The organism is Stenotrophomonas sp. YJH_SMC_6 (assembly GCF_059371335.1).
This window is the reverse complement of record NZ_JCAFUM010000007.1, coordinates 22,867-45,177: the sequence shown is the minus strand read 5'-3', so window position 1 is coordinate 45,177 and position 22,311 is coordinate 22,867. Positions and strand designations below refer to the sequence as shown.

The following is a 22,311-nucleotide window of genomic DNA, read 5'->3' as shown; positions in this document are numbered from 1 at the left end:
GCACTACCGGCGATCCGGTTATTTCGCGATCAGCGCGTGGCGACGGCTGTACAGGAAGTACAGCACCAGGCCGACCACGTTCCACAGCAGGAAATACAGCTGGGTGGTGTGCGGCAGGCTGAGGAACAGGTAGATGCAGCCCAGCGCGGCCAGCGGGCCGACCACGAAGGCCAGCGGCGTGCGGAACGTGCGCTCGCGGTTCGGCTCGCGCAGGCGCAGCACCACCAGGCAGATGCCGACGGCGGTGAACGCGGCCAGGGTACCGGCGTTGGCCAGCGCGGCAATCTCGTCCAGGCGCGCCACACCGGCCAGCGCCGACACCACCACTGCGGTGAACAGCGTGGTCGCCACCGGCGTGCCGGTGCGCGCGTTGACCTTGGACAGGCCACGCGGCAGCAGGCCATCACGGCTCATCACGAAGAAGATGCGGCTCTGGCCGTACAGGAAGGCCAGCAGCACGGTCGGCAGGGCGATGATCGCGATCACGCCGATCACCATCGCCGCGGTCGGATGGCCCAGCTGGCGCATGATCAGCGCCAGCGGCTCGGCGCTGTGGCCGAACACGGCGTAGCTCATCGCACCCACGGCGGCCAGCGCCACCAGCACGTAGACGATGGTGCAGCCGATCATCGAACCGATGATGCCGATTGACAGGTCGCGGCCCGGGTTCTTGGTTTCCTCGGCGGCGGTGGAGATCGCATCGAAGCCGTAGAAGGCGAAGAAGATGATCGCCGCTGCCGCCATCACGCCGTGCTCAACGCCATCAGGGCCCATCGACTTGGCGAAGCCATACGGCATGAACGGCTGCAGGTTGTTGCTGTCGAAGGCGGGCAGGGCCACGGCCACGAAGATGGCCAGCGCGATCAGCTTGAACACCACCAGGATGGCGTTGAGGGTGGCGCTTTCCTTGGTGCCGGCCATCAGCATGCCTGCCACCAGCCAGGTGATGATGATCGCCGGCAGGTTGATCATGCCGCCTTCCACGTGCGGGCCGGCTGCCAGCCAGGCCGGCAGGTGCACGTTCCAGCCGAACTGGGTGTGGACCCATTCGAGGAAGCCGACGAAGTAGCCGGACCAGCCCACCGCCACCGTACTCACCACCAGCGAGTACTCCAGGATCAGACTCCAGCCCACCACCCAGGCAAACACCTCGCCCAGCGCACTGTAGCTGTAGGTGTAGGCACTGCCGGCGGCCGGCATCATCGTCGACAGCTCGGCGTAGGACAGCGCCGCACAGGCGCAGACCGCACCGGCGATGGCGAAGGAGATCAGTACGGCCGGGCCGGCCAGGTTGGCACCGACGCCGATCAGCGTGTAGATGCCGGTACCGACGATGGCGCCAATACCCAGCGCGATCAGGTGCGGCCAGCTGAGCGTCGGGATCAGACGCCTGCCGGCTTCGTGGACGGTGACGGAATCTAGGGACTTGCGCCGGAACAGGGACATGCAGGCCTCGGAAGGGGTGACTAAGAACGACAAGTTCCCGAGTGTGACCGAACGCAGCGCAGCATTACCACTGACGGGGGTCATGCATGGCGGCGCGCGCGCTGCCCCCCGGCCACGCTGCCGGAATCGGCACAAATGCTGGCAGGGTTCGAAATGATTCGATCCCTCAAGGCGAGCCCGGAGGCGATTGAAGTACGAGAGCAGGGGCCAGATCGATGCTGACCCGCTGCGGATCGATCACCGGCGCCGCACCTTGGGTTCTCAACTGGGCCACCAGCACTTCGAAGCCATGCGCGCGGCCGAACGCGTGCTCGTCCAGGGTCAACGGCAGCAGCTGCAGGAAGTCGAATCGTCCCGATGGCAGTTGCTGGGGTCCCGGAAAGTGCAATGACGGAACGAAGACGGCCGCCTGCAGCATGCTCCCTGCGTGATCCACCGGCCCCCCCAGCTTCAGCCGGTCCCATGGCGCCAACGGATTGCCGGGCATGCGTGAGTGGCACAGCAGCAGGTGGTACGCGGTGAACCAGCGCAAGGTGGTCAGCGCCCACGTCGCTTCATCCTGGGTCTCAAGCATCAGTTCGATGCCCCACCCCGAATCTCCATCTTCGTGCCGCCCTTCCCAGGGGTTGGACAGGCCGGTGCTGACATAGATCCAGTGCCGTCGATCACCGTGCGGAGGGCACGCATTGACGCCGACATGCAGCCAGCGCGGGTCGATCTGCTCCTGCTTGAAGACGTTGCGCAGCAGATCCATGTCGAGGGGGTAGATCCCCGGTCCGGTATCGCCGAACAACCGCCGGTACAGCGTCTCCTCCCGATACTCCCAGCTGCGCTCCAGCAGGGTGTCGTCGTCGATGGTGCTCACTCAGCCACCCTGCCGGGCCAGCGGCAGCCGTCTTCCTGCCAGGCTTCGGGGTCGTCGTGGAAGGTGGTGCTGCGGCCATCGCGGGCGCGTTCGTAACGCAGATCCAGCACCAGGGCACCCTGCGTGCTCAGCAGGTAGCGGCCGTTGAGGCGTCCGTCGATGCGTTCTTCCCAGACGCTGTCGAACTGGTACGGGCGATCTTCGGCCAGCACCGTGGTCTCCATCGAGATCCGGTGCAGGGGCAGGCGCTCGCGCTGCCCGGCGTAGCGCACATCGGCCCGGCCGTCTTTCAGCCAGCGCCATTCCAGGTGGATGCTGTCATTGCGACCGCCGCTCAGGCAGCGATGGTCCTGCACGGTGGTGCCAGAGGCGGTGCCGGCGAGCAGTAGTGCGACCGCGGTTGCCAGCCAGGCCTTCATCCGTTCAACCCCAACCGGATGCCGAACCCGACAAGGAACAGGCCGGCCACCCGGCGCAGCGCATCGCTGATGCGCGGATGCTGGATCAACCGGCGGCGGGCCAGGTTGCCCACACCGATCAGCATCGAGCAGTAGGCGATGCTGACCACCAGGATGATCCCGGCCAGCGCCGCGAAGGTGGCGATGCCCTGGTGCGCCTTCGGATCGATGAACAGCGGCAGGAAGGCCATGTAGAACAGGATCGCCTTCGGATTGAGCAGGCTGACCAGGATTGCCTGCTGGAAATAGCGGCCCGGCTGCATGCGGATCGGGCCAGCATCACCGCCCTCGTGCTTCGGCGTACGCAGCAGGCTGATGCCCACCCATACCAGGTAGGCCGCACCCAGGTACTGCACAGCGTGGAAGACCAAGGGGTTGGCCTTCAGCAGTGCGGCGACACCGGCCAGCGCCAGCCACATCAGGATCTGATCGCCGACCAGCAGTCCGGCCAGTGCGGTGTAGCCGCCGCGCACGCCGCCCCGACCGGTGGCGGTCAGCAGGGTGAAGGTGCCGGGGCCGGGCAGGGCGAGAAACACCAGCACAGCGACCAGAAACGTCCACAGGTCCTGGATGCCCATCCACGGCATGGCGGTGTTCTCTCTTACGGGGGGCTGCCATTGTCGGCCAGCACCGGGGTGGGCGACAGGGGGTGGGGGAGTCCATCGGGCATGCCAGACAGCAGCGGTTGCAGGTGCTGGCGCAGCTGCGCATGCAGCTGCCGCACCGCCGGCGAGAACTGCTTGCGGTGCGGGCACACCAGCTGCAGCGGAATGTGGCTGCCGAGGCCGTCGAGCAGCAGCTGCAGGCGTCCGGCCAGCACGTCTTCGCGCAGGTCCAGCCAGGATTTGTAGGTGATGCCTTCGCCGGCCACCGCCCAGCGCCGCACCACGTCGGCGTCGTCGCAGACCAGCGGGCCGCGCACCGGGATCACGGTGCGGCGCCCGTCGACCTCGAACGACCAGCGATCGTAGGCGCGGCCACTGAGCTGGTAGACCAGGCAATCGTGCTCACGCAGTTCGTCCAGACGCACCGGCGTGCCCCGTCGCTGCAGGTAATCGGGCGACGCCGCGAGCACACGACGGTTGCCTTCGAGCAGGGGCAGGGCCACGTAGTTGGCGTCATCGAAGTGGCCGATGCGGATCGCCACATCAACCGGATCGCGGAACACGTCGGCCACTTCATCGGACAGCCGAAGGTGCAGGCGCAGCCGTGGATGTGCGGCTCGGAATGCGGTCAGCCACGGCAGCAGCAGGTTGCGACCAAAGTCCGACGGTGCCGACAGCTGCAGCGTGCCGTGCAGTTCGGCGTCCTCGCCCTGTACGCGGGCCCGCCCTTCGCGCAGGGTAGCCAGTACCTCCTGCGCATACGGCAGGTACAGCGCGCCCTCGCCGGTCAGGCGCAGGCTGCGGGTGGTACGCACGAACAGGCGCAGGTCCAGTTCGCGTTCCAGCCGCGCCACGGCAGCAGCGACCTGGCCGGGTAACAGATCGGCCTCGCGGGCCGCCTGCGAGAAGCTGCCCAGTGCGGCCGTGCGGACGAACAACTGCAGGTCGTCGAAGCGGATCATCTTCATTGCCGGAGTGAAAGTGCTGCCCGATTCTGCGCCTTTCTGAGCGACCGTGCGCGGCGCAACCTGTGCACTCCTTCCCCACTGGACCACTGCCATGCGCGCCATTGCCTACACCCACGCCGGCCTGCCGATCGACGACACCCGGGCCCTGATCGATATCGAACTGGAACTGCCGCAGCCCGGCCCACGCGACCTGCGGGTGGCGGTGCGCGCGGTGGCGGTGAACCCGGTCGACACCAAGGTCCGCCGCGGCGTGGCCACCGACGGCCCGCGCGTGCTGGGCTGGGATGCGGTCGGCATCGTCGACGCGGTGGGCAGCGAAGTCACCCTGTTCCAGCCTGGCGACGCGGTCTACTACGCCGGCGTGATCGACCGCCCGGGCAGCAATGCCGAGTACCAGCTGGTGGACGAGCGCAGCGTCGGCCGCAAGCCGGCCAGCCTCGATGATGCCGCCGCCGCCGCGCTGCCACTGACTGCAATCACCGCCTGGGAGCTGCTGTTCGACCGCCTGCGCATCCCCGAGGGCGGTGGCGAAGGCCAGACCCTGCTGGTGATCGGTGCTGCTGGCGGTGTCGGTTCGATCCTGGTGCAGCTGGCGCGGAAGCTGACCAGGCTGACCGTGATCGGCACCGCCTCGCGTCCGGATACCCAGGACTGGGCGTACGCAATGGGCGCACACCACGTGATCGACCACAGCCTGCCGCTGGCCGAGGGACTGGCACGGCTGGGCATCAGCGAGGTGCAGCACGTGGCCAGCCTGACCCACTCCGACCAGCACTACGCGCAGATCGTGGAGCTGCTGGCGCCGCAGGGCCAGTTCGGCCTGATCGACGATCCGGGCCAGGTGGACGTGATGGCGCTCAAGCGCAAGGCACTGTCACTGCACTGGGAATCGATGTTCACCCGCCCGCTGTACAAGACCGCGGACATGCAGCGCCAGCACGACCTGCTGAACCGGGTGGCCGAGCTGATCGATGCCGGCGTGCTGCAGACCACGCTGGGCGAGCATTTCGGGCGCATCGACGCGGCCAACCTGCGGCGCGCGCATGCGCTGCTGGAGAGCCACCGCGCCAAGGGCAAGATCGTGCTGGAAGGCTGGTAAGGCAGGTTGTTCCCGCGTCCTCGGGGTCAGATCCCTTTCCCATTGGGAAAGGGATCTGACCCCTGCCTCAAGCCACGCCGTTGTCGACGTGTTCGGCGAAACCGGGCTGCTGGCGCAGGCGTTCGAACCACGCCGCGAGGTGTGGCAGTGCGGGCTTGTGGCCGGGTGTGCTGCGCCAGCGCTGGGTCGACAGCCCCAGCACGATATCGGCGAGGGTAAAGGTGTCGCCCGCCACGTAGGCATCGGTGGCGGCCAGCTGGGCTTCAAGCACACCCATCAGCCGGTTCCACTGCGCCAGGCTGGCCTCGGCATGGGCATCGTCCGGGTAGTCCGGATGCTGGCGCACGCGCGCCATGAACACATGGCGCCAGGCGCTGTTGAGGTCGCTGGCCTGCCAGTCCATCCACTGCTCCACCCGGGCCCGGGCCTGCGCTGCTGCGGGCAGCAGGTCGTCACGGCCGGCGCGGGCGGCCAGGTAGCGGCAGATGCTGTTGGACTCCCACAGCACGAAGTCGCCATCGCGCAGCACCGGCACCTGCCGGTTCGGGTTCAGTGTGGCCAGCAGGTCCGCCGGCGGCGCTGGCTCGTGGTGAAGTGGCAGGTCGAGCCCGACGCACAGCCACAGCACCTTGCGCACGTTGATGGAGGTGGGCTTTCCGTACAGAGCGAGCATGGTTCTGGCGCAGCAGCTGAGACTCCGCCAGCCTACACTTGCCCCATGCAAACCGAATATCTGCTCATTGGCGGCCTTCTATTGGCCGTGCTCATCCTGCAGCTTGTCGCCCTGCTGCGCCGCCCGCCGCACGACCGCCTCGAACAGGCGGTGCGTGAGGAGGCGCGCGCCGGGCGCAGCGAGCTGCGCGAACAGCTCGATGGCTTTGCCCGCGCGCTGACCGATCTGTCCACCCGCACCGACCAGCGCCTGGACCTGCTGCGCGAGGCGCTGGGCGAGGACGCCCGCAAGGCGCGTGCCGAGGCGGCGGAGAGCCAGCAGCGTGGCGCCGCACTCATGGGGCAGCGCCTGCAGGAACTGCGCGGCCAGCTGGAAACCTTCGGGCAGCAGCAGGAAGCGCGCATCCACGCCTTCGGCCAGCAGCTGCAGGAACTCACCGGGCGGACCGATACCCAGCTGGGCGCGCTGCGCCAGACCCTGGTGGACGATGCGCGCAAGGGTCGTGAGGAAGGTGCGCAGTCGCAGCAGCGCCTGACCGAAAGCCTTGGCCTGCGCCTGCAGGAACTGACCCAGCGCAACGAACAGCGCATCGCCGAGATGCGCGCCACGCTGGAAGAGCAGCTGCGCGCGCTGCAGAACGACAATGCGCAGAAGCTGGAGCAGATGCGCCACACCGTGGACGAAAAGCTGCAGTCGACGCTGGAAACACGCCTGGGCAACTCCTTCAAGCTGGTTTCCGAGCGCCTGGAACAGGTGCAGCGCGGTCTTGGCGAGATGCAGCAGCTGGCCACCGGCGTTGGCGATCTCAAGCGTGTGCTGACCAACGTCAAGAACCGTGGCAGCTGGGGCGAAGTACAGCTGGAGAACATCCTCGAACAGACGCTCACCCAGGAACAGTACGCGCGGGCAGTGAAGGTACGCCCGGACAGTGGCGAGATGGTCGATATCGCGGTGCGCCTGCCGGGCCGCAGCAGTGACGACACGCCGGTGTGGCTGCCGATCGACTCCAAGTTCCCGCGCGAGGACTACGAGCGCCTGCTCGACGCGCAGGAACAGGGTGACGCCGAGGGCGTGCGCCTGCAGGGCATCCAGCTTGAACGCGCGGTGCGCGTGCAGGCCAAGTCGATCTGCGACAAGTACATCGCGCCGCCGCACACCACCGACTTCGCGGTGATGTTCCTGCCCACCGAAGGCCTGTATGCCGAAGTGATCCGGCGCCCGGGCCTGGTCGACCTGTTGCAGCGCGAGCACCGCGTGGTGGTGGCTGGACCGACCACGGTCACCGCGCTGCTCAACAGCCTGCAGATGGGCTTCCGCACGCTGGCCATCGAGCAGCGTTCCAGCGAGGTGTGGAGCCTGCTGGGTGCGGTGAAGAGCGAGTTCGGCAAGTTCGCCGGCATTCTCGAAAAGGCCGAGAAGCAGATCACCACGGTCGGCCGCAGCATCGGCGAAGCCAGCCGCAAGACGCGCACCATCGAACGGCGCCTGCGCGGCGTGGAGTCGCTGGCGTCAGAGCAGGCGCAATCCCTGCTGGGCGGCCTGGCCGATGCTGATGCCACGGCCGAGGACGAAGGCAACGAAGGCGACGACGGTGACGAAGCCTGAGCTACGTCGACACGCCGCCTGCATGGTCGATGCGTATGCTGGCGGCCTGTCCTACTGGATCAGGTAACGCCATGCGCCTGCGCCTCTGCACCAGTCTCATCCTGACCGCGCTGCTTGTCGCCTGCAGCAGCGCACCGCCGGCTGCCAATCCGGCGGCGGCACCTACCGCAGCCACCAGCCCCGAAGCGGCCGAGGCCTACCGCGAAGCGCGCGATGTGGACTGCCAGGCCGCTGGCGGTACCCTGCAGCGGCTGGGCCGGCTGCAGCGCGAACAGTGCGTGATTCCCTACGCCGATGCCGGCAAGGCCTGCAGCCGCAAGAGCGACTGCACGGGCCAGTGCCTTGCCGGCGGCGAAGTGGCGGTTGGCAGCCCCGCCACCGGCACCTGCCAGCGCGATGCCCGCCAGAACTTCGGCTGCCGCCAGCGCATTGATGAGGGCAAGGCGCAGGGCATGATCTGCGTGGACTGATCGTAGTGCCGGCAGCCTCATGAACCCTTGCGAACGATCGCACGATTGCCGGCCAGCGGCCGGCACGACCGACATCGCGCGGCGCTATGCTGGTGGGCCATTCCCCGCTGTTGCCGGAGCCCCCGCGTGAGCACTTCGATCCAGGACATTTCCCTCACCACCATCGACGGCCAGCCGTCCTCGCTTGCCGACTACCAGGGCAAGGTACTGCTGCTGGTCAACGTCGCCTCCAAGTGCGGCTTGACCCCGCAGTACGAAGGCCTGCAGGCGCTGTATGCGGAAAAGCACGCACAGGGCCTGGAAGTGCTGGGCTTCCCGGCCAACAACTTCCTCGGCCAGGAGCCGGGCAGCGAAGCGGAGATCCAGCAGTTCTGCCAGCTCACCTACGATGTCAGTTTCCCGATGTTCTCCAAGATCAGCGTGGCCGGTGACGACACCCACCCGCTGTACCAGCAGCTGATCGCTGCGCAGCCGCAGTCGATCGGCGAAGGCCCGCTGCGCGAGCGCCTGGCCAGCAAGGAGATTCCGATCCACGCCGCGCCGGCGGTGCTGTGGAACTTCGAGAAGTTCCTGGTCGGCCGCGACGGCAAGGTCATCGCCCGCTTCGCCCCGGACGTGGCGGCTGACGACGCGCGCCTGCGCGAAGCCATCGAAGCCGCGCTGGCTGCCTGATCGGCCGGGGTCGGATCCCTTTCCACGGGAAAGGGCTCCGACCCCACCCACGGCGCCAAAGAAAAACCCCGCCGAGGCGGGGTTTTTCATGCGTCGCTGACAGGACTCAGTGCGTCCACTGCGGCATCGGCATCGCATCGACCGGGATCGGCGAATTGGCGTCGTCGTGGCCACGCTCGCGCTTGCTGCGCAGATCGTTCTCGATCTGGTAGTTGCGACGCTGCATCCATGCATCGCGCACCAGCGAGTACTCGTCCACGGCAGTGTCACGCAGGTCGTCGATCGCCAGCAGCTGCGCGCGGGTATCGACCAGCTGCAGGCCCTGCAGGCCGATGCGGACCTTGTCCTCTTCGATACGGCGGATCGGCGACAGCGGAATGTCGCCGGCCAGGCCGAACACGTCGCGCACGGTACGCGGGCCGAAGAACGGCAGTTCCACGTAGCGCGAACGACGCCAGCCCCAGGCACCCAGGGTCTGGCCGAAGTCCTCATTGCGGCGCGGCACCATCGCCTTGCTGGCCGGATCGAACAGGCCACCGATGCCCAGCGTGCTGTTCATCAGGAAGCGGCCGAGGCTGTCCCATGCATCGGCACCGCGGCCCTGCAGCAGCTGGTTGGTGATGGTCACCGGCGCGCGCAGGTTGCTGAAGAAGTTGCTGACGCCGGTGCGGGCGAAGCGCGGCACCACGTGGGTATAGGCGGTGGCCAGCGGACGCGCGACGCCGCGGTCGACCGCGTTGTTGAACTTGTGCACCTTGCGGTTGAACGGTTCCCACGGATCGTAGGCCGCTGCGTTGGTGGTGTTGCCGGCACCGCCATAGAGGGCATCGAAGTCGTCATCGCCACCGGGCGCGGTGGCGGCTGAGGTCTTCGCCGCGCTGCCGTCGCCGCTGTCGGTGGGAGCAGCCGGCGACGATGCGGCAGCAGCCGGCGGATTGGCCACCGGCGCGACCGGAGCAGCGTCAGCCGTGCCGGCATCGGTGGCCGCGACGGCGGGCGAGGTGGAAGAACTGGCCGGGACCACGGTGCTGGCTGCCGGTGCATCGCTGCGCGCGGGCTTGCCGGCACAGGCGGTGAGGGCGGTGGCCAGGACGATCAGGGGGAGAGTGCGCACGACGTTCATGTCAGCTCGCAGCAGAAGTAGCGTTGAAATCCAGGTTGGGCGACAGCCGGTAGGCCGCGCTCAGTTCGTTGTAGCCAGCCGGCGCGCCGGTGATCACCAGCGGATGGCCGGCCTTGCGCGCACGTGCCGCCAGCTCGGCCAGCAGGGCCAGGCCGGCGCTGTCCACGCGTTCGACCTCAGCCAGATCCAGCCGTGCCAGCTTTGCCGGCAGGGCCTGCAGCTGCGGCCATAGCGCGATCACCGCAGCGCGGTCGAGCACCCCGCGCAGGCGCAGGGTGTCGCCTTCCAGCAGCGCCAGTGCGTTACTTGCCATTGCCCGCGGGCCCGGCCTGCATGCTGCCGCTGTGCAGCTCGCTGGCCACCTGCTTGATGCCCTTCTGGCGCAGCGGGGTGTCGAACTGGTTGCGGAACGTCTGCACGTAGGAGATGCCTTCGATGTTGACGTCGAAGATCTTCCACTGGCCGTTCACGTTGCGCATCCAGTACTCGACCGGGGTCGGCTCGCTGCCGGCACGCACCAGCTCGGTGCTCACGCGCACGCCGCGGTTGCCCGGCAGCGGGCTTTCACCCTTCAGGCGGAAGCTCGGCTTGCCCTGGATGTTGAGCAGGGTCGAACCGTAGCGCTGCATGAGGCTGTCGGCCATGGCATCGGCGAACAGCTTGATGTCGGCATCCGAGGCACCACGGGCGTGCGGGCCCAGCACCAGGCGCGCGGCATAGTCGCGGTCGAAGGTGCGGTTCAGTTCGCTGTCGATGTAGTTGCGCAGGCTGGCCGGGTTGCTGCCGAATTCGCTCCTGCGCTGCTGCAGGGTGGTGAGGATGCGCGTGCTGGCATCGATCACCACCTTGCCGGCCTGGCCCTGCGCCGCGGCAGCGGCGGGGGCGGCGGCCTGGGCCTGGGCGAGGAACGGAGTAGCCACCAGCAGCGCCGAGGCGAGCAGGGCCGGGATCAGTTTCATCTTCATGGTTGCGGTTCCGTTGCAGGCGCCTGCGCGCCATCGTTGGGCTTCTGAGCAGCGCCGCCACCGGCGCCGCCACTGAACATGTACTTGCCGACCAGCTGGATCAGGTCAACCGCCGGCTGGGTGAAGACAATTTCGTCGCCGGCCTTCAGCACGTCCGGATCACCGCCCGGCTGCAGTCCGATATAGCTCTCGCCGAGCAAACCACTGGTGAAGATGCCGGCCGCGGTGTCCGCCGGCAGGTCCTTGACCTTGCTGTCCATGCGCAGGGTCACGATCGATTCGAACTTCACCGGGTCCAGGTCGATGGAGGCGACCTGGCCGACGGTGACGCCGCCGATCTTCACCGGCGCCTGCTTGCGCAGCTGGCCGACCTGGGAGAAGCGCGCCTTCAGCTCGTAGCCCTGGCTGCCCCAGCTCCAGCGCTGGTTGGTCGAGGCCACCGCCAGCACCATCAGCGAGGCCAGGGCCAGCAGCAGGAAAGCGCCGACGGAGAATTCGAGTCTGGGACCGCGGATGGCCATGTGGATTACCTGATCGAGTCGTGGTGGCCGCGCGCGCCTGCGCACCGCCGGTGGAGGGGTTAGGTGAACAACATTGCCGACAGAACGAAGTTGAACATCAGCACCAGCAGCGAAGCGTTGACCACTGCACGGGTGGTCGCCACCGACGTGCCTTCAATGGTCGGCTCGGCATGGAAACCAACATAGGCGGCGACCAGCGCGGCGGTGCCGCCGAAGATCGCCGACTTCAGCATCGCCACGCCGAAGTCATCCCAGAAATCGACGCTGTTGCGCAGCGCCGACCAGAACACGCCATTGTCCAGGCCCAGCACGTGCACGGCCTCGAAGTAGCTGGCACTGATCGCCAGCGAGCAGAAGATGCCGGTCAGCAGCGGCACGGTCAGCACCGCCGCCCAGAAGCGTGGCGCCACGGCCTTGGCCACCGGGTCGATCGCCATCAGCTCCAGCGCCTTGATCTGGTCGGTGGCGCGCATCAGGCCCAGCTCGGCGGCGATCGAACTGCCGGCGCGGCCGATGAACAGCAGCGCGGTCAGCACCGGCGCCAGTTCGCGGTACAGCGACAGGCCAAGCAGGGTCGACAACGCGTCGGCCGCGCCGAAGGTGGTCAGCGTGCGGTAGCCCTGCAGGGTCAGCACCAGGCCGACGAAGGCGCCACCGACGGCGATGATCGGCAGCGAGCGCGCGCCGATCTTGTAGATCTCGCGGGTCAGTTCGGCCAGGAAATCACGGGTCGGCAGGGAACCGCGCAGCACGGTCAGCGAGAACAGCCCGGCGCGGCCCAGCGAGCGGGTGGCTTGGACGAACGGCATCAGGCAACCCTCGCGCGTGGCGCGGCATCGAACGGAATCGGGCCATCCGGCTGGCCATGCAGGAACTGCCGCAGCAGCGGATCCTGGCTGGACTGCAGTGCCTCGGGCGTCCCTTGGAACACGACGCCGCCATTGGCGATGGCGATCACCTGGTCGCAGATCGGCAGGGTCTCGTGCACGTGGTGGCTGACGATGATGCTGGTCAGGCCCAGGCTGTGGTTGAGGCGCTGGATCAGGCTCATGATCACCCCGGAGGCGATCGGGTCCAGCCCGGTCAGCGGCTCGTCGTAGATCATCAGTGGTGGGTCCAGCGCCAGCGCACGGGCCAGCGCCACGCGGCGCGCCATGCCGCCGGACAGTTCGCGCGGCCAGGCGTCGGCGGCGGCCAGCAGGCCCACCGCATGCAGCTTCATCTCCACCAGCCGGCGCAGCACGGCGGCCGGCAGGCGGGTATGCGTACGCAGCGGCAGGGCGACGTTCTCGGCCACGGTGAGGTCGGTCAGCAGACCATTGCCCTGCAGCAGCACGCCCACGCTCTTGCGCATCTCCAGCAGCGCGCTGCTGTCATGCGGGATCGGCTTGCCGAACAGGGTGACGTCGCCGGCCACCGGTCGCAGTTCGCCGGTCAGCGCCGCCAGCAGGGTCGACTTGCCGCTGCCGGAGGGTCCGAGCACGGCGGTGATGCTGCCCTGCGGCACCTGCAGCGACACGTCACGCAGGATCGTGCGTCCGCTCCGGTCGATGCGGACGTTGGACAACTGCACCAGACTGGAGGTGGAAGCCGACATGGGCACCATTAACGTTTTTTAGACATCGAAGGATCGGGCCAGCCGGCTGAACATAAGCAGACTGGACGGTGCAGTATTGTTGCACGGCAGAGCGTGGCGCAGGCCGGGACAATCGGCCGGCAGCCCGGAACAATCCGTACCGTCGATGGGCCGACCATTGAATACTGCCTGCCGTCCTGCACACTGTGCATGATGAGTGACCCAGGCAGCGATTTCCGCCTCTACCATTCCAACTCGCTGGACGTGCTGGCCGCGCTGCTGGCGCGCAACGTGCGTGCGCCGGTGCCAGGCCAGCCATTGCTGGCGCCGGAAGTGGTGTTGATCCCGCAGGTGGCGATGCGCCGCTGGCTGCAAGCGACACTGGCCGCCGAATTCGGTGTCGCCGCCAACCTCGAATTCCTCACCCCGGGCGAGTTCGTGGCCCGCGCGCTGAAGGCCAACGTCAGCGGCGAGCAGGACGATCTGGACGCGGCCGGCCTGCACTGGAAGCTGTACCAGGCCCTGCGCGACCCGACATTGCTGGCGCAGCCACCGATGCGTGCGCTGCAGTCCTATCTTGCCGGCGGTGACGCATTGAAACCCTGGGCGCTGGCCGGCGAGCTGGCCTCGGTATTCGAGAAGTACCAGGCGTGGCGCCGTGACTGGCTGCTGCGCTGGGCAGCCGGTGCCGATCCTGCCGACCCGCAGGCGATCCTGTGGCGCACCATCACCCAGGGCCACGACTACCGCGCCCGCCGCATCCAGGAATACCTGGACCGTTTCGAAGGTGCCGGCCAACCGCTGCCGAAGGGCTTGCCACCGCGCATGTCTGCGTTCGCAACGCTCAACATCTCGCCCGACGTGCTGCGGGTGATGGCCACCCAGGCGCGGGTGGGCGAGCTGCATTTCTATATGCCTACCCCGGTGCAGTCGTACTGGGGCGACCTGCAGACGCTGGCCGAGCGCCTGCGCAGCGGCGCACCGGACCCCTTCGGCGAAGCGGCCGGCGAGAACCGCCTGCTGGAAGCCTGGGGTGCGGCCGGGCGCGACTTCATGGCGGTGCTGGGTAGTTACGAGGTGGTGCATCCGGCCGGCGAGATCGCTGCCTATTCCGATCCGGAGGAGGACACCCGCCCGATCCTGGACGAAGGCGGCCTGTCCGACAGCCTGCTGCATCGCCTGCAGCGTGACCTGTTCCACCGCCGTGCGCTGCCCTCGGGCGCGCTGCGCGACGGGCTGCGCAGCGACGACCCCAGCCTGCAGGTACACGCCTGCCACACCCGCCTGCGCGAACTGCAGGTGCTGCATGACCAGCTGCGCAGCCTGCTGCAGGACCCGCGCTTCGACCCGCCGCTGCAGGCGCGCGAGATCGCGGTGCTGGCGCCGGACATCGATCCCTATGTGCCGTACCTGGAAGCGGTGTTCGGCGGTCGCGGCGGCGAGGAGGAACACATTCCGTATGCGCTGGCCGACAGCAGTCCGCTGGCCGGCGAGCCGTTGGCCGATGTGTTCGTGCACCTGCTGGGCCTGCCGGTCTCGCGCTTTGGCTTGAACGAAGTGCTGGACCTGCTGGCCAGCGCGCCGCTGGCCGAGGCGGCCGGGCTGGAAGCGGTGGACTTCGACCGCCTGCATGGCTGGCTGCAACAGGCCGGTGCACGCTGGGGCCTCGATGCGAAACACCGCAACCAGCACCAGGCACCGGCCGACGACGCCTACACCTGGCAGTTCGCGCTGGATCGCCTGGTACTCGGCCACGCCACCGGCAGCGAGGCCGACCTGGCCGGCGTGGCGCCGTGGATCGAACTGGAAGGCGGTGCGCTGGACGCGCTGGACCGGCTGCTGCGCCTGCTGCGCGTGCTGGCGATCTACCAGCGCCGACTGGGCGAGCTGCTGACCCCGGCGCAGTGGCGGCAACGCCTGCTGTCGCTGCTGGATGCACTGCTGCCCACCGCGCCCAGTTCCCCCAACAGCCAGCGCGCGCTGGAGCGCCTGCGCAAGCTGCTCAACCAGTTCGCCGAAGATGCCGCCAAGGCCGGCTTCGAGGAAGGCGTGCCGCCGGAGGTGGTGCGCGCGCACTTCGCCGGCGCGCTGGGCGAGGCCGATACGCGCGCACCGCTGCTGACCGGTGGCATCAGTTTCGGCCGCATGGTGCCGATGCGCCTGCTGCCGTTCCGGGTGATCTGCGTGCTCGGCCTCAATGATGGCGATTTCCCGCGCCGTGACCCCGCTGCCGGTCTCAACCAACTCACTGCCGAGCTGGATACGCCGCGCCGCCGTCCGGGCGACCGCTCCACCCGCGAGGATGACCGCTTCCTGTTCCTGCAGCTGTTCGCCGCCGCGCAGGAGGTGTTCTATCTCAGCTATCTCGGCGCCGATCCGCGCGATGGCAGCGTGCGCGAGCCGTCGGTGCTGGTCAGCGAACTGATCGATGCCGCCGCCGCGTATCACCTCGATCCGCCTGCGGCGGTCCGCGACTTCACCGTGCGCCACGCCCTGCAGCCGTTCTCACCGGCGGCGTTCGGTGATGGCGATCCGCGTCGCTTCAGCTATCGCCGCCAGTGGCACCCAGCCGCCGGTCGCCTCACCGGCCAGCGCGGCGGCCTGCAGCCGTGGTTCGATGCACCGTTGCCGCCGCCGCTCGACGACGCGGTGGAGGAGGAGGTCGCGCTCGATACCCTGCGCCGCTTCCTGTGCGACCCGGCCGGACAGTTCCTCGCTCAGTCGCTGGGCCTGCGCCTGGCCGACGAGGTCGAGGAGGTGGATGACCTGGAACCGCTGGTGCTGTCCTCGCGCGGGCCGGAAAAGCGCAGCGTGCAGGCGGCGGTAGTGCGCGCCACGCTCAGCGGCGATACCGAGCCGTTGTACCCGCGGCTGCGCGCGCGTGGCCTGCTGCCGTCGGGTCCATTGGGCGAGCGTCAGTTCGAGGTGGAGCAGTTGAAGACACGCCCGTATGCCAGTGCGCTGCTGGGCTGGATGCAGGGCGAACCACTGGAAAGCCGTCGCTACGAAGTGGACATCGATGGCGTGCGCCTGCATGGCCGCGTGGCCGATCGGCATCCCGAAGGGCTGGTGCGCTTGCGTGCCGGCACGCTCAATGGCAATGCAGTGATCCGCCACGGCCTGGACTGGCTGCTGGCGAACGCGGCGGGCGACGCGCTGCCGCTTGTGCAGTTCCATGATGGCGGCGACGCCGGTCCCGGCCCGCATGTACTGCCGGCACTGAGCGTTCCCGCTGCACGTGCGGCGCTGCGTGCGCTGCTGCAGCTGCGCCAGCGTGGCCTGCGCGAGCCGCTGCGCTTTGCCCCGTACACCGGTTGGGTGCTGTACAACGCGCCAGCAGAAAAGCAGCGCAGCGAAGGCTGGAAGCAGTGGCACGGCAGCGACCGCAGCTGGGGTGAATCCAGCAGCGACGCCTGGCAGCTGCTGCTGCGGGGTGCCGACCCGTTCGCTACCGAGGCCAGCTACGCTGACCTGCTGCGCAACAGCCAGCTGGTCTTCAGCGCGGTGCGCGAAGGCCGCGCTCTCGGCACCGAAGCACGCCAGGAGGGCGACGCATGAACACCGCCATCGCCGAAGACGGCCTCGCATCCCTCAGCCGCGATCCCTATCTGGCGCTGTCGCTGGAGGGCATCCGGCTGATCGAAGCCAGCGCCGGCACCGGCAAGACCTTCACCCTGGCCACGTTGTTCACCCGCCTGGTGGTGGAGCAGGGCCTGCGCATCGGCCAGATCCTGGCGGTGACCTTCACCGATGCCGCCACCCAGGAACTGCGCAAGCGCATCCGCGAGCGCCTGGCGCTGGCCGCGCGCCTGGTCGACCTGGAAGCGGCCGACGGTGAAGCACCGGAGGTACGATTGACGCGCGACGTGCTGCAGCGCCATCTGCAGGGCGGCACCGAGAGCGCCGCCGCACTGAAACGCCGCCTGCAGGTGGCCGCAGACGAGATCGACCTGGCGTCCATCTTCACCATTCATGGCTTCTGCACCCGGGTGCTGCGCGAGCATGCGCTGGAGAGCGGCCACACCTTCGATCCGCCGGAGCTGCTGGCCAGCGACCGTGAGTTGCTGGAGGAGCTCGCGGCCGACCTGTGGCGCGTGCATGCCAACGACCCGGTCACGCTGGAGCCGCTGACCTGGCTGTGGTCGAGCCCCGGCGCGCTGGCCGCCGATCTGCGCGCGCTGCTGGGCACGCCGCCGCTGCATCCGCTGCCACGGCCGACGGCCCTGGCCGATCCACGCCCGGCATTGCAGAGCGCGGCGGAAGCCCTGTCCGCAAGCGTGCGCGAGCATGGCGAGCAGTTCTTCATCGACCTCTGCGATGCCGTCGACAACAAGTGGCTCAACGGCGTGTCGTACAAGCTGGGCTGGCTGCACCCGCTGGGCCGGCAGCTGCTGGCCTGGGCCGAGCGCGCCGACCCGCGCGAGCTGCTGGCCAGCGATCGCCTGCCGGCACTGCTGCCGGAGGTGCTGGCCGACAAGACCAACAAGAAATTCCCTTATCGCACGCCGTCGTCGCCATTGCAGGCGCCGTTGGCGCGCTATGTCGCGCTGCTGGCCGAACGCGATGCCTGGCTGCGTGGCACCGCGCTGGATTTCCTGCACACGCTTCGCGCCGAAGCCACGCAGCGCCTGCAGGCGCTGAAGCGTACGCGCCGGGTACAGACCTACGACGATCTGATTGATGGCGTAGCGCTCGCACTGGAAGGCCCGCAGCGGCTGACGCTGGTCAGGCAACTGCGTGCGCAGTACCGCATCGCGCTGGTCGATGAGTTCCAGGACACCGACGATCGCCAGTGGGGCATCTTCCACACCGTGTTCGGCGATTCGCCGGAAGTGCGCGAACTCGGCCTGGCGCCGGCGCTGTTCCTGATCGGCGACCCCAAGCAGGCGATCTACGGTTTCCGCGGTGGCGACATCCACACCTACCTGAAGGCCAAGCAGGTGGCGCAGCAGGCGCCGGTGCTGGACCAGAACTTCCGCTCGCGACCGTCTGTGTTGCGCGCGTTGCAGGCGCTGTACGACAACGGTGGCGAAGACGCCTTCCTCGAACGCGACATCCGGTTCGAGCCGGTGCGGCCCGGTGGCGTGCGCAGCGATGCGGACTACCTGCGCGACGGCCAGGCCGCCAAGGCACTCACCCTGCGCGTGCTGCGCAGTGGCGGTGACAAGGCGATGAGCGCCGATGCCTCGCGCGATGCGGCGACCCAGGCCTGCGTCGCCGCGATTCACCAGATCCTGGTCGATGCGCGCGCGGGCAATGCCGTGTTGCGTGGGCGACCGGTGCAGCCCGGTGATATCGCGGTGCTGGTGCGCTCGCATCGCGAGGCCACCCTGGTACAGCGTGCGCTGGCCGCGGTCGGCATTCCCGCGGTGGCGGCCGGCAAGCAGAGCCTGTTCGCCACTGCTGAAGCCCGCGACCTTCGTGCGCTGCTGCTGGCACTGCTGCAACCGGCCGACGAAGGCCGCCTGCGTGCAGCGCTGGCCACCGTGCTGCTTGGCCAGCGGGCCAGCGCGATCGCGGCAATGGAACGCGAAGGTGACCTGCAACGCGGGTTCCAGGCACAGCTGCTGCATTGGCGCGAGCGCTGGCAGCGCGGCGGACCGTTCGCAGTGATTGCCGATGTCTGTGCCGCACAGGGTGAACGCCTGCTGGCGCTGATCGATGGCGAGCGCCGCCTGACCAATTACCTGCAGCTGGGTGAACTGCTGCAGGAGGCCTCGGCGCAGGCGCTGGGCATGCATGGCCTGCTGGACTGGCTGCAGGGGCAGATGGCCAGTGCCGACCAGGATGACGAGCAGCAGCTCCTGCGCCTGGAGTCGGATGCGCGCCGCGTGCAGATCATCACCCTGCACAAGAGCAAGGGCCTGGAGTATCCGCTGGTGTTCCTGCCCTTCGTCGGCATCGACGGCGGCGCGCCGAACACCGCCTCGCACTGCACCGTGCACTTTGGCGGCCAGCGCCAGCTGCACTGGAAGCTGGACAAGGACGAGGCCTGGGAAGCGGCCAACGCGCAGCGTGAGCGCGAGCAGCGGGCCGAGGATGCGCGCCTGCTCTATGTGGGACTGACCCGCGCCGAGCATGCGCTGTGGATCGCCGTGGGTGATCTGGCCGGGCTCGGCAGGACGCGTCTGGCGCCACTGCTGGGTGACCTGCAGGCGCTGCGCGCGCATGCCGATGTGCATATTGATGACAGCGAGGCACCGGCCGCGCTGCCGCAGCTGGCGGCCGAAGTGGAAGGTGACCTGCCGGCGGTACGTGCACTGACCCGGCGCGTGCCGCATGACTGGTGGGTCTACAGCTTCACCCAGCTGGCGCATGCCGATGCGGGCGCTGGCAGTGATATTGAAGCCGCCGCCACCGAGCTGCCGGCACCGGCCGCCGACGAACCGGCCGGCCCGGAGCTGCCGCTGGAACCGGCGCTGCCCGAACCCGCCGCGGCCGTCGAAGACAGCGCGCCGATCGACCCGCGCTTCATGGGCAGCCGCTTCGGCAATGTGCTGCACGAGGCGATGGAGAACGTCGACTTCGTTGCCTGGGGTGATTGGCAGCCGGGCCGGGAAGCGCCCGAGGGGCAGGCCGATGTACTGCGCAAGGCGCTGCACGACGAAGGCTATGCCGACGTCGACCTGGACGATGGCGTGGCCGTGCTGGTGCCGCTGGTCGGCCACACGCTCACCGTGCCGCTGCCCGAAGGCGGCGCCCTTTACAGCCTGGGCGAAGGCGAGCGGCGCGCGGAAATCGACTTCCATTTCGCCATCGAGCCGACCACGGTGCCGGCGCTGCTGCAGGTGCTGCATGCCCACGGTGTTTCCAGTGGTCGTCGAGGCTTCGGCCAGCGCCGCCGCCTGGAAGGGCTGATGACCGGCATGATCGACCTGACCTACGTGCGCGACGGGCGCTGGTACGTGCTCGACTACAAATCCAATCGTCTGCCCGGCTACAGCCAGGACCTGCTGGCCATCGCCATGCGCCACAGCGAGTACGACCTGCAGGCGCTGATCTATACCGTGGCCCTGCATCGCTGGCTGCGCTTCCGCCTGGGCGCGGCCTACGACTACGAGCGTGACATGGGCGGCATCCGCTACCTGTTCTGCCGTGGCCTCGATGGCACCGGCAACGGTGTGCATGTGGACCGTTTCCCGCTGGCGCTGGTGGATGCACTGGATGCGTTGTTCGCCGGTGGCGAACAGGCCCAGGCCGAACTGGCCGCACGTGCCCGTGGGGCCAGCGCATGAGCCTGCTGAAGGAACTACACCAGAAGGGCCTGCTGCGCACCCTCGACCACGCGTTGGCGACCAGCCTGATGCGGCTGCGCGGCGACACGCCAGAGAGCGTGGCGCTGGCGGCGGCGCTGGCCTCGCTGGCGGTGGCGCAGGGCCACGCCGGCTTCGATCCGGCGCAGCCGCAGCGCCTGCTGGAAGGGGTGCCCGAGTGGCCCGCCGCGCAGGACTGGCTGGCACAACTGCGCGCATCGCCTTGGGTGGCTATACCCGAGCAGGCCGACGCCATCGCCGAGGATGCGCCGCTGGTGCTGGAGAACGGCCTGCTCTACCTGCGCCGCTACCGCGAGTACGAACGGCAGTTGGCCGCCGGGCTGCAGCGCATCGGCCGGCATCCGCTGCCGGCACCGGACATGGCGGCGTTGGCACCGCTGTTCGCGTGCCTGTTCCCACAGGCTTTGGACAGCGAAGATCACCAGGCCCGCGCCGCCGGCGTGACCCTGCGCCATCCGCTGGCGCTGGTGACTGGCGGCCCCGGCACCGGCAAGACCACCACCATCGCGCGCCTGTTGCTGCTGCTGGCGGCGCAGGCCCGGCACGCCGGCCAGCCGCTGCCCGAAGTGGCGCTGGCCGCGCCTACCGGACGCGCCGCCGAGCGCATGGCCGAGAGCCTGCGTCTGGCCGTGCAGCGCCTGCAGGAGAACGGCGTGGACCCGGCGCTGTGCGCGGCATTGCCCAGTACCGGCACCACCCTGCATCGCCTGCTCGGCGTGATCCCGGATTCGCCGCGCTTCCGCCACCACGCCGACAACCCGCTGCCGGTGGACGTGGTGGTGGTCGACGAAGCCTCGATGATCGATCTGCCGATGATGGCCAAGCTGGTCGACGCGATCGCCAGCGGCACCCGCCTGATCCTGCTTGGCGACCCCGATCAGTTGCCCTCGGTCGAAGCCGGTGATGTGCTCAGCGCGATCCTGCGCGCCAGCGGTGATGGCATCGGCACCCGCGCCGATGATGCGCAGGCACTGCAGGGTCTGTTGGCACCGGCCACGTTGCAGCCGCAGGCCACGCCGCGCGCCTTCGCCGGCCGCCGCGTGCAGCTGCAACGTGGTTACCGGCAAAGCGACGCGCTGGACCTGGCACCACTGGCGCATGCCGTGCGCGAAGGCGACAGCAGCACCGCATTGCAGCTGCTGCGCGGTGGGTCGCTGGCAGGCGTGCATTTCCACGAAGGCGAGGCCGATCCATTGCGCGGCCAGCGCGAGCACCTGCTGGGCCACTGGCGTGCACTGGCCGACGCGGCCGATCCAGCGCTTGCCCTGCAGCAGGCCGGGCGCCTGCGCGTGCTGACCGCGCTGCGCGAAGGCCCGCAGGGTGCGCGCGGGCTCAACAGCCGCATCGAACAGCTGCTGGCCGGCAACACCCCTGGCTACTTCCAGGGTCGCCTGCTGCTGGTGACCGAGAACAGCTACCGGCACCGCCTGTTCAACGGCGATATCGGCATCTGCCTGCGCGATGGCAGTGGCGCGATGGTGGCCTGGTTCCCCGGCGACAGCGTCGACCAGCCGCGCGCCTTCCACCCGGCCGCACTGCCCGCGCACGAAAGCGCCTTTGCGATGACCGTGCACAAGGCACAGGGCTCGGAGTTCGATGAAGTGTGGTTGCAGCTGCCACGCCAGGACAGCCGCGTGCTGTCGCGCGAGCTGGTCTACACCGGCCTGACCCGCGCCCGCCAAGTGCTGCATGTGGCGGGCAGCGCAGAGGTGCTGCAGGCCGCATTGAAACGCCACGCCAGCCGATTGGGTGGCCTGGCCTGGCGGCTGGGTGCGGAAGACGTGATCGAATTACCGACGCGCAGTGAACAGCCTACGGTGCAGGGCACGTTGTTTTGACGCGGGCGCGATGCGCTTCCTGTAGAGCCGAGCGATGCTCGGCTGATGGGCTACGGAGTCGAGCGTGGCTCGACTCTACAGAAGCGTACTTCGATCATTTCCACGCTCATCCACGCATGGCGTGGATCTACCGGCCACCGGAAAACTGTCGAA

Annotated in this window: 19 protein-coding genes; 7 read left to right on the top strand and 12 right to left on the bottom strand. The window is 68.6% G+C overall.

Annotated features, from left to right (window positions below):
• Positions 1 to 18: 18 nt before the first annotated feature.
• From AC5P9N_RS09470 to AC5P9N_RS09450, 5 genes are all read right to left on the bottom strand, one after another.
• On the bottom strand, positions 19 to 1,446 hold the full coding sequence (locus AC5P9N_RS09470) for an amino acid permease (RefSeq protein ID WP_099484097.1): 1,428 nt from the start codon (positions 1,444 to 1,446) through the stop codon (positions 19 to 21).
• 166 nt (positions 1,447 to 1,612) lie between these two features.
• On the bottom strand, positions 1,613 to 2,311 hold the full coding sequence (locus tag AC5P9N_RS09465) for a suppressor of fused domain protein (RefSeq protein ID WP_005411718.1): 699 nt from the start codon (positions 2,309 to 2,311) through the stop codon (positions 1,613 to 1,615).
• Complete coding sequence (locus AC5P9N_RS09460; protein ID WP_005411717.1) at positions 2,308 to 2,730, bottom strand: hypothetical protein; 423 nt, start codon at positions 2,728 to 2,730, stop codon at positions 2,308 to 2,310. The genes AC5P9N_RS09465 and AC5P9N_RS09460 overlap by 4 nt, the downstream gene beginning before the upstream one ends.
• Positions 2,727 to 3,356: a leucine efflux protein LeuE gene (gene leuE / locus AC5P9N_RS09455; protein WP_005411716.1), complete on the bottom strand. Its 630-nt coding sequence runs from the start codon at positions 3,354 to 3,356 to the stop codon at positions 2,727 to 2,729. The genes AC5P9N_RS09460 and leuE overlap by 4 nt, the downstream gene beginning before the upstream one ends.
• A 14-nt stretch (positions 3,357 to 3,370) precedes the next feature.
• Complete coding sequence (locus AC5P9N_RS09450; protein ID WP_005411715.1) at positions 3,371 to 4,342, bottom strand: LysR family transcriptional regulator; 972 nt, start codon at positions 4,340 to 4,342, stop codon at positions 3,371 to 3,373.
• Between the two features lie 91 nt (positions 4,343 to 4,433).
• On the opposite strand from AC5P9N_RS09450, the gene AC5P9N_RS09445 reads away from it, so the two are divergent.
• Positions 4,434 to 5,441: a zinc-binding alcohol dehydrogenase family protein gene (locus AC5P9N_RS09445; protein WP_005411714.1), complete on the top strand. Its 1,008-nt coding sequence runs from the start codon at positions 4,434 to 4,436 to the stop codon at positions 5,439 to 5,441.
• Between the two features lie 67 nt (positions 5,442 to 5,508).
• On the opposite strand, the gene AC5P9N_RS09440 is transcribed toward AC5P9N_RS09445, so the two are convergent.
• Positions 5,509 to 6,114, bottom strand: a complete 606-nt coding sequence (locus AC5P9N_RS09440) for a glutathione S-transferase family protein (protein WP_005411713.1) — start codon at positions 6,112 to 6,114, stop codon at positions 5,509 to 5,511.
• 45 nt (positions 6,115 to 6,159) lie between these two features.
• On the opposite strand from AC5P9N_RS09440, the gene AC5P9N_RS09435 reads away from it, so the two are divergent.
• The 3 genes from AC5P9N_RS09435 to AC5P9N_RS09425 all read left to right on the top strand — a co-directional run bounded on the left by AC5P9N_RS09435 (position 6,160) and on the right by AC5P9N_RS09425 (position 8,861).
• Complete coding sequence (locus AC5P9N_RS09435) at positions 6,160 to 7,719, top strand: DNA recombination protein RmuC (protein WP_005411712.1); 1,560 nt, start codon at positions 6,160 to 6,162, stop codon at positions 7,717 to 7,719.
• 71 nt (positions 7,720 to 7,790) lie between these two features.
• Positions 7,791 to 8,189 carry a hypothetical protein gene (locus tag AC5P9N_RS09430; RefSeq protein WP_099484837.1) on the top strand — a complete coding sequence of 133 codons (399 nt, stop codon included), beginning with the start codon at positions 7,791 to 7,793 and terminating at the stop codon, positions 8,187 to 8,189.
• Between the two features lie 126 nt (positions 8,190 to 8,315).
• Positions 8,316 to 8,861 carry a glutathione peroxidase gene (locus AC5P9N_RS09425; RefSeq protein ID WP_049450034.1) on the top strand — a complete coding sequence of 182 codons (546 nt, stop codon included), beginning with the start codon at positions 8,316 to 8,318 and terminating at the stop codon, positions 8,859 to 8,861.
• A 106-nt stretch (positions 8,862 to 8,967) separates the two neighbouring features.
• Here AC5P9N_RS09425 and AC5P9N_RS09420 read toward each other — a convergent pair whose 3' ends face one another.
• From AC5P9N_RS09420 to AC5P9N_RS09395, 6 genes are read right to left on the bottom strand one after another with little or no spacing between them, the layout of a single operon-like run.
• On the bottom strand, positions 8,968 to 9,984 hold the full coding sequence (locus AC5P9N_RS09420; protein WP_005414957.1) for an MlaA family lipoprotein: 1,017 nt from the start codon (positions 9,982 to 9,984) through the stop codon (positions 8,968 to 8,970).
• Position 9,985: 1 nt separating this feature from the next.
• Positions 9,986 to 10,297: an STAS domain-containing protein gene (locus tag AC5P9N_RS09415; RefSeq protein ID WP_005414956.1), complete on the bottom strand. Its 312-nt coding sequence runs from the start codon at positions 10,295 to 10,297 to the stop codon at positions 9,986 to 9,988.
• Positions 10,287 to 10,949 (bottom strand): MlaC/ttg2D family ABC transporter substrate-binding protein, encoded by a 663-nt coding sequence (locus AC5P9N_RS09410; protein WP_049417748.1) that lies wholly within the window; start codon positions 10,947 to 10,949, stop codon positions 10,287 to 10,289. The genes AC5P9N_RS09415 and AC5P9N_RS09410 overlap by 11 nt, the downstream gene beginning before the upstream one ends.
• Positions 10,946 to 11,470 (bottom strand): outer membrane lipid asymmetry maintenance protein MlaD, encoded by a 525-nt coding sequence (mlaD, locus tag AC5P9N_RS09405; protein WP_099484836.1) that lies wholly within the window; start codon positions 11,468 to 11,470, stop codon positions 10,946 to 10,948. The genes AC5P9N_RS09410 and mlaD overlap by 4 nt, the downstream gene beginning before the upstream one ends.
• Before the next feature lie 59 nt (positions 11,471 to 11,529).
• Positions 11,530 to 12,279, bottom strand: coding sequence for an MlaE family lipid ABC transporter permease subunit (locus AC5P9N_RS09400; protein ID WP_005414955.1), 750 nt, complete (start codon positions 12,277 to 12,279; stop codon positions 11,530 to 11,532).
• Positions 12,279 to 13,067 (bottom strand): ABC transporter ATP-binding protein, encoded by a 789-nt coding sequence (locus tag AC5P9N_RS09395; protein WP_005411704.1) that lies wholly within the window; start codon positions 13,065 to 13,067, stop codon positions 12,279 to 12,281. The genes AC5P9N_RS09400 and AC5P9N_RS09395 overlap by 1 nt, the downstream gene beginning before the upstream one ends.
• 189 nt (positions 13,068 to 13,256) lie before the next feature.
• Here AC5P9N_RS09395 and recC point away from each other — a divergent pair, with 189 nt between their 5' ends.
• From recC to recD, 3 genes are read left to right on the top strand one after another with little or no spacing between them, the layout of a single operon-like run.
• Positions 13,257 to 16,604 (top strand): exodeoxyribonuclease V subunit gamma, encoded by a 3,348-nt coding sequence (gene recC / locus AC5P9N_RS09390; RefSeq protein WP_099484835.1) that lies wholly within the window; start codon positions 13,257 to 13,259, stop codon positions 16,602 to 16,604.
• On the top strand, positions 16,601 to 20,281 hold the full coding sequence (gene recB / locus AC5P9N_RS09385; RefSeq protein WP_148239691.1) for an exodeoxyribonuclease V subunit beta: 3,681 nt from the start codon (positions 16,601 to 16,603) through the stop codon (positions 20,279 to 20,281). The genes recC and recB overlap by 4 nt, the downstream gene beginning before the upstream one ends.
• Positions 20,278 to 22,158 (top strand): exodeoxyribonuclease V subunit alpha, encoded by a 1,881-nt coding sequence (gene recD, locus AC5P9N_RS09380; protein WP_099484833.1) that lies wholly within the window; start codon positions 20,278 to 20,280, stop codon positions 22,156 to 22,158. The genes recB and recD overlap by 4 nt, the downstream gene beginning before the upstream one ends.
• The last annotated feature ends 153 nt before the right edge of the window (positions 22,159 to 22,311 follow it).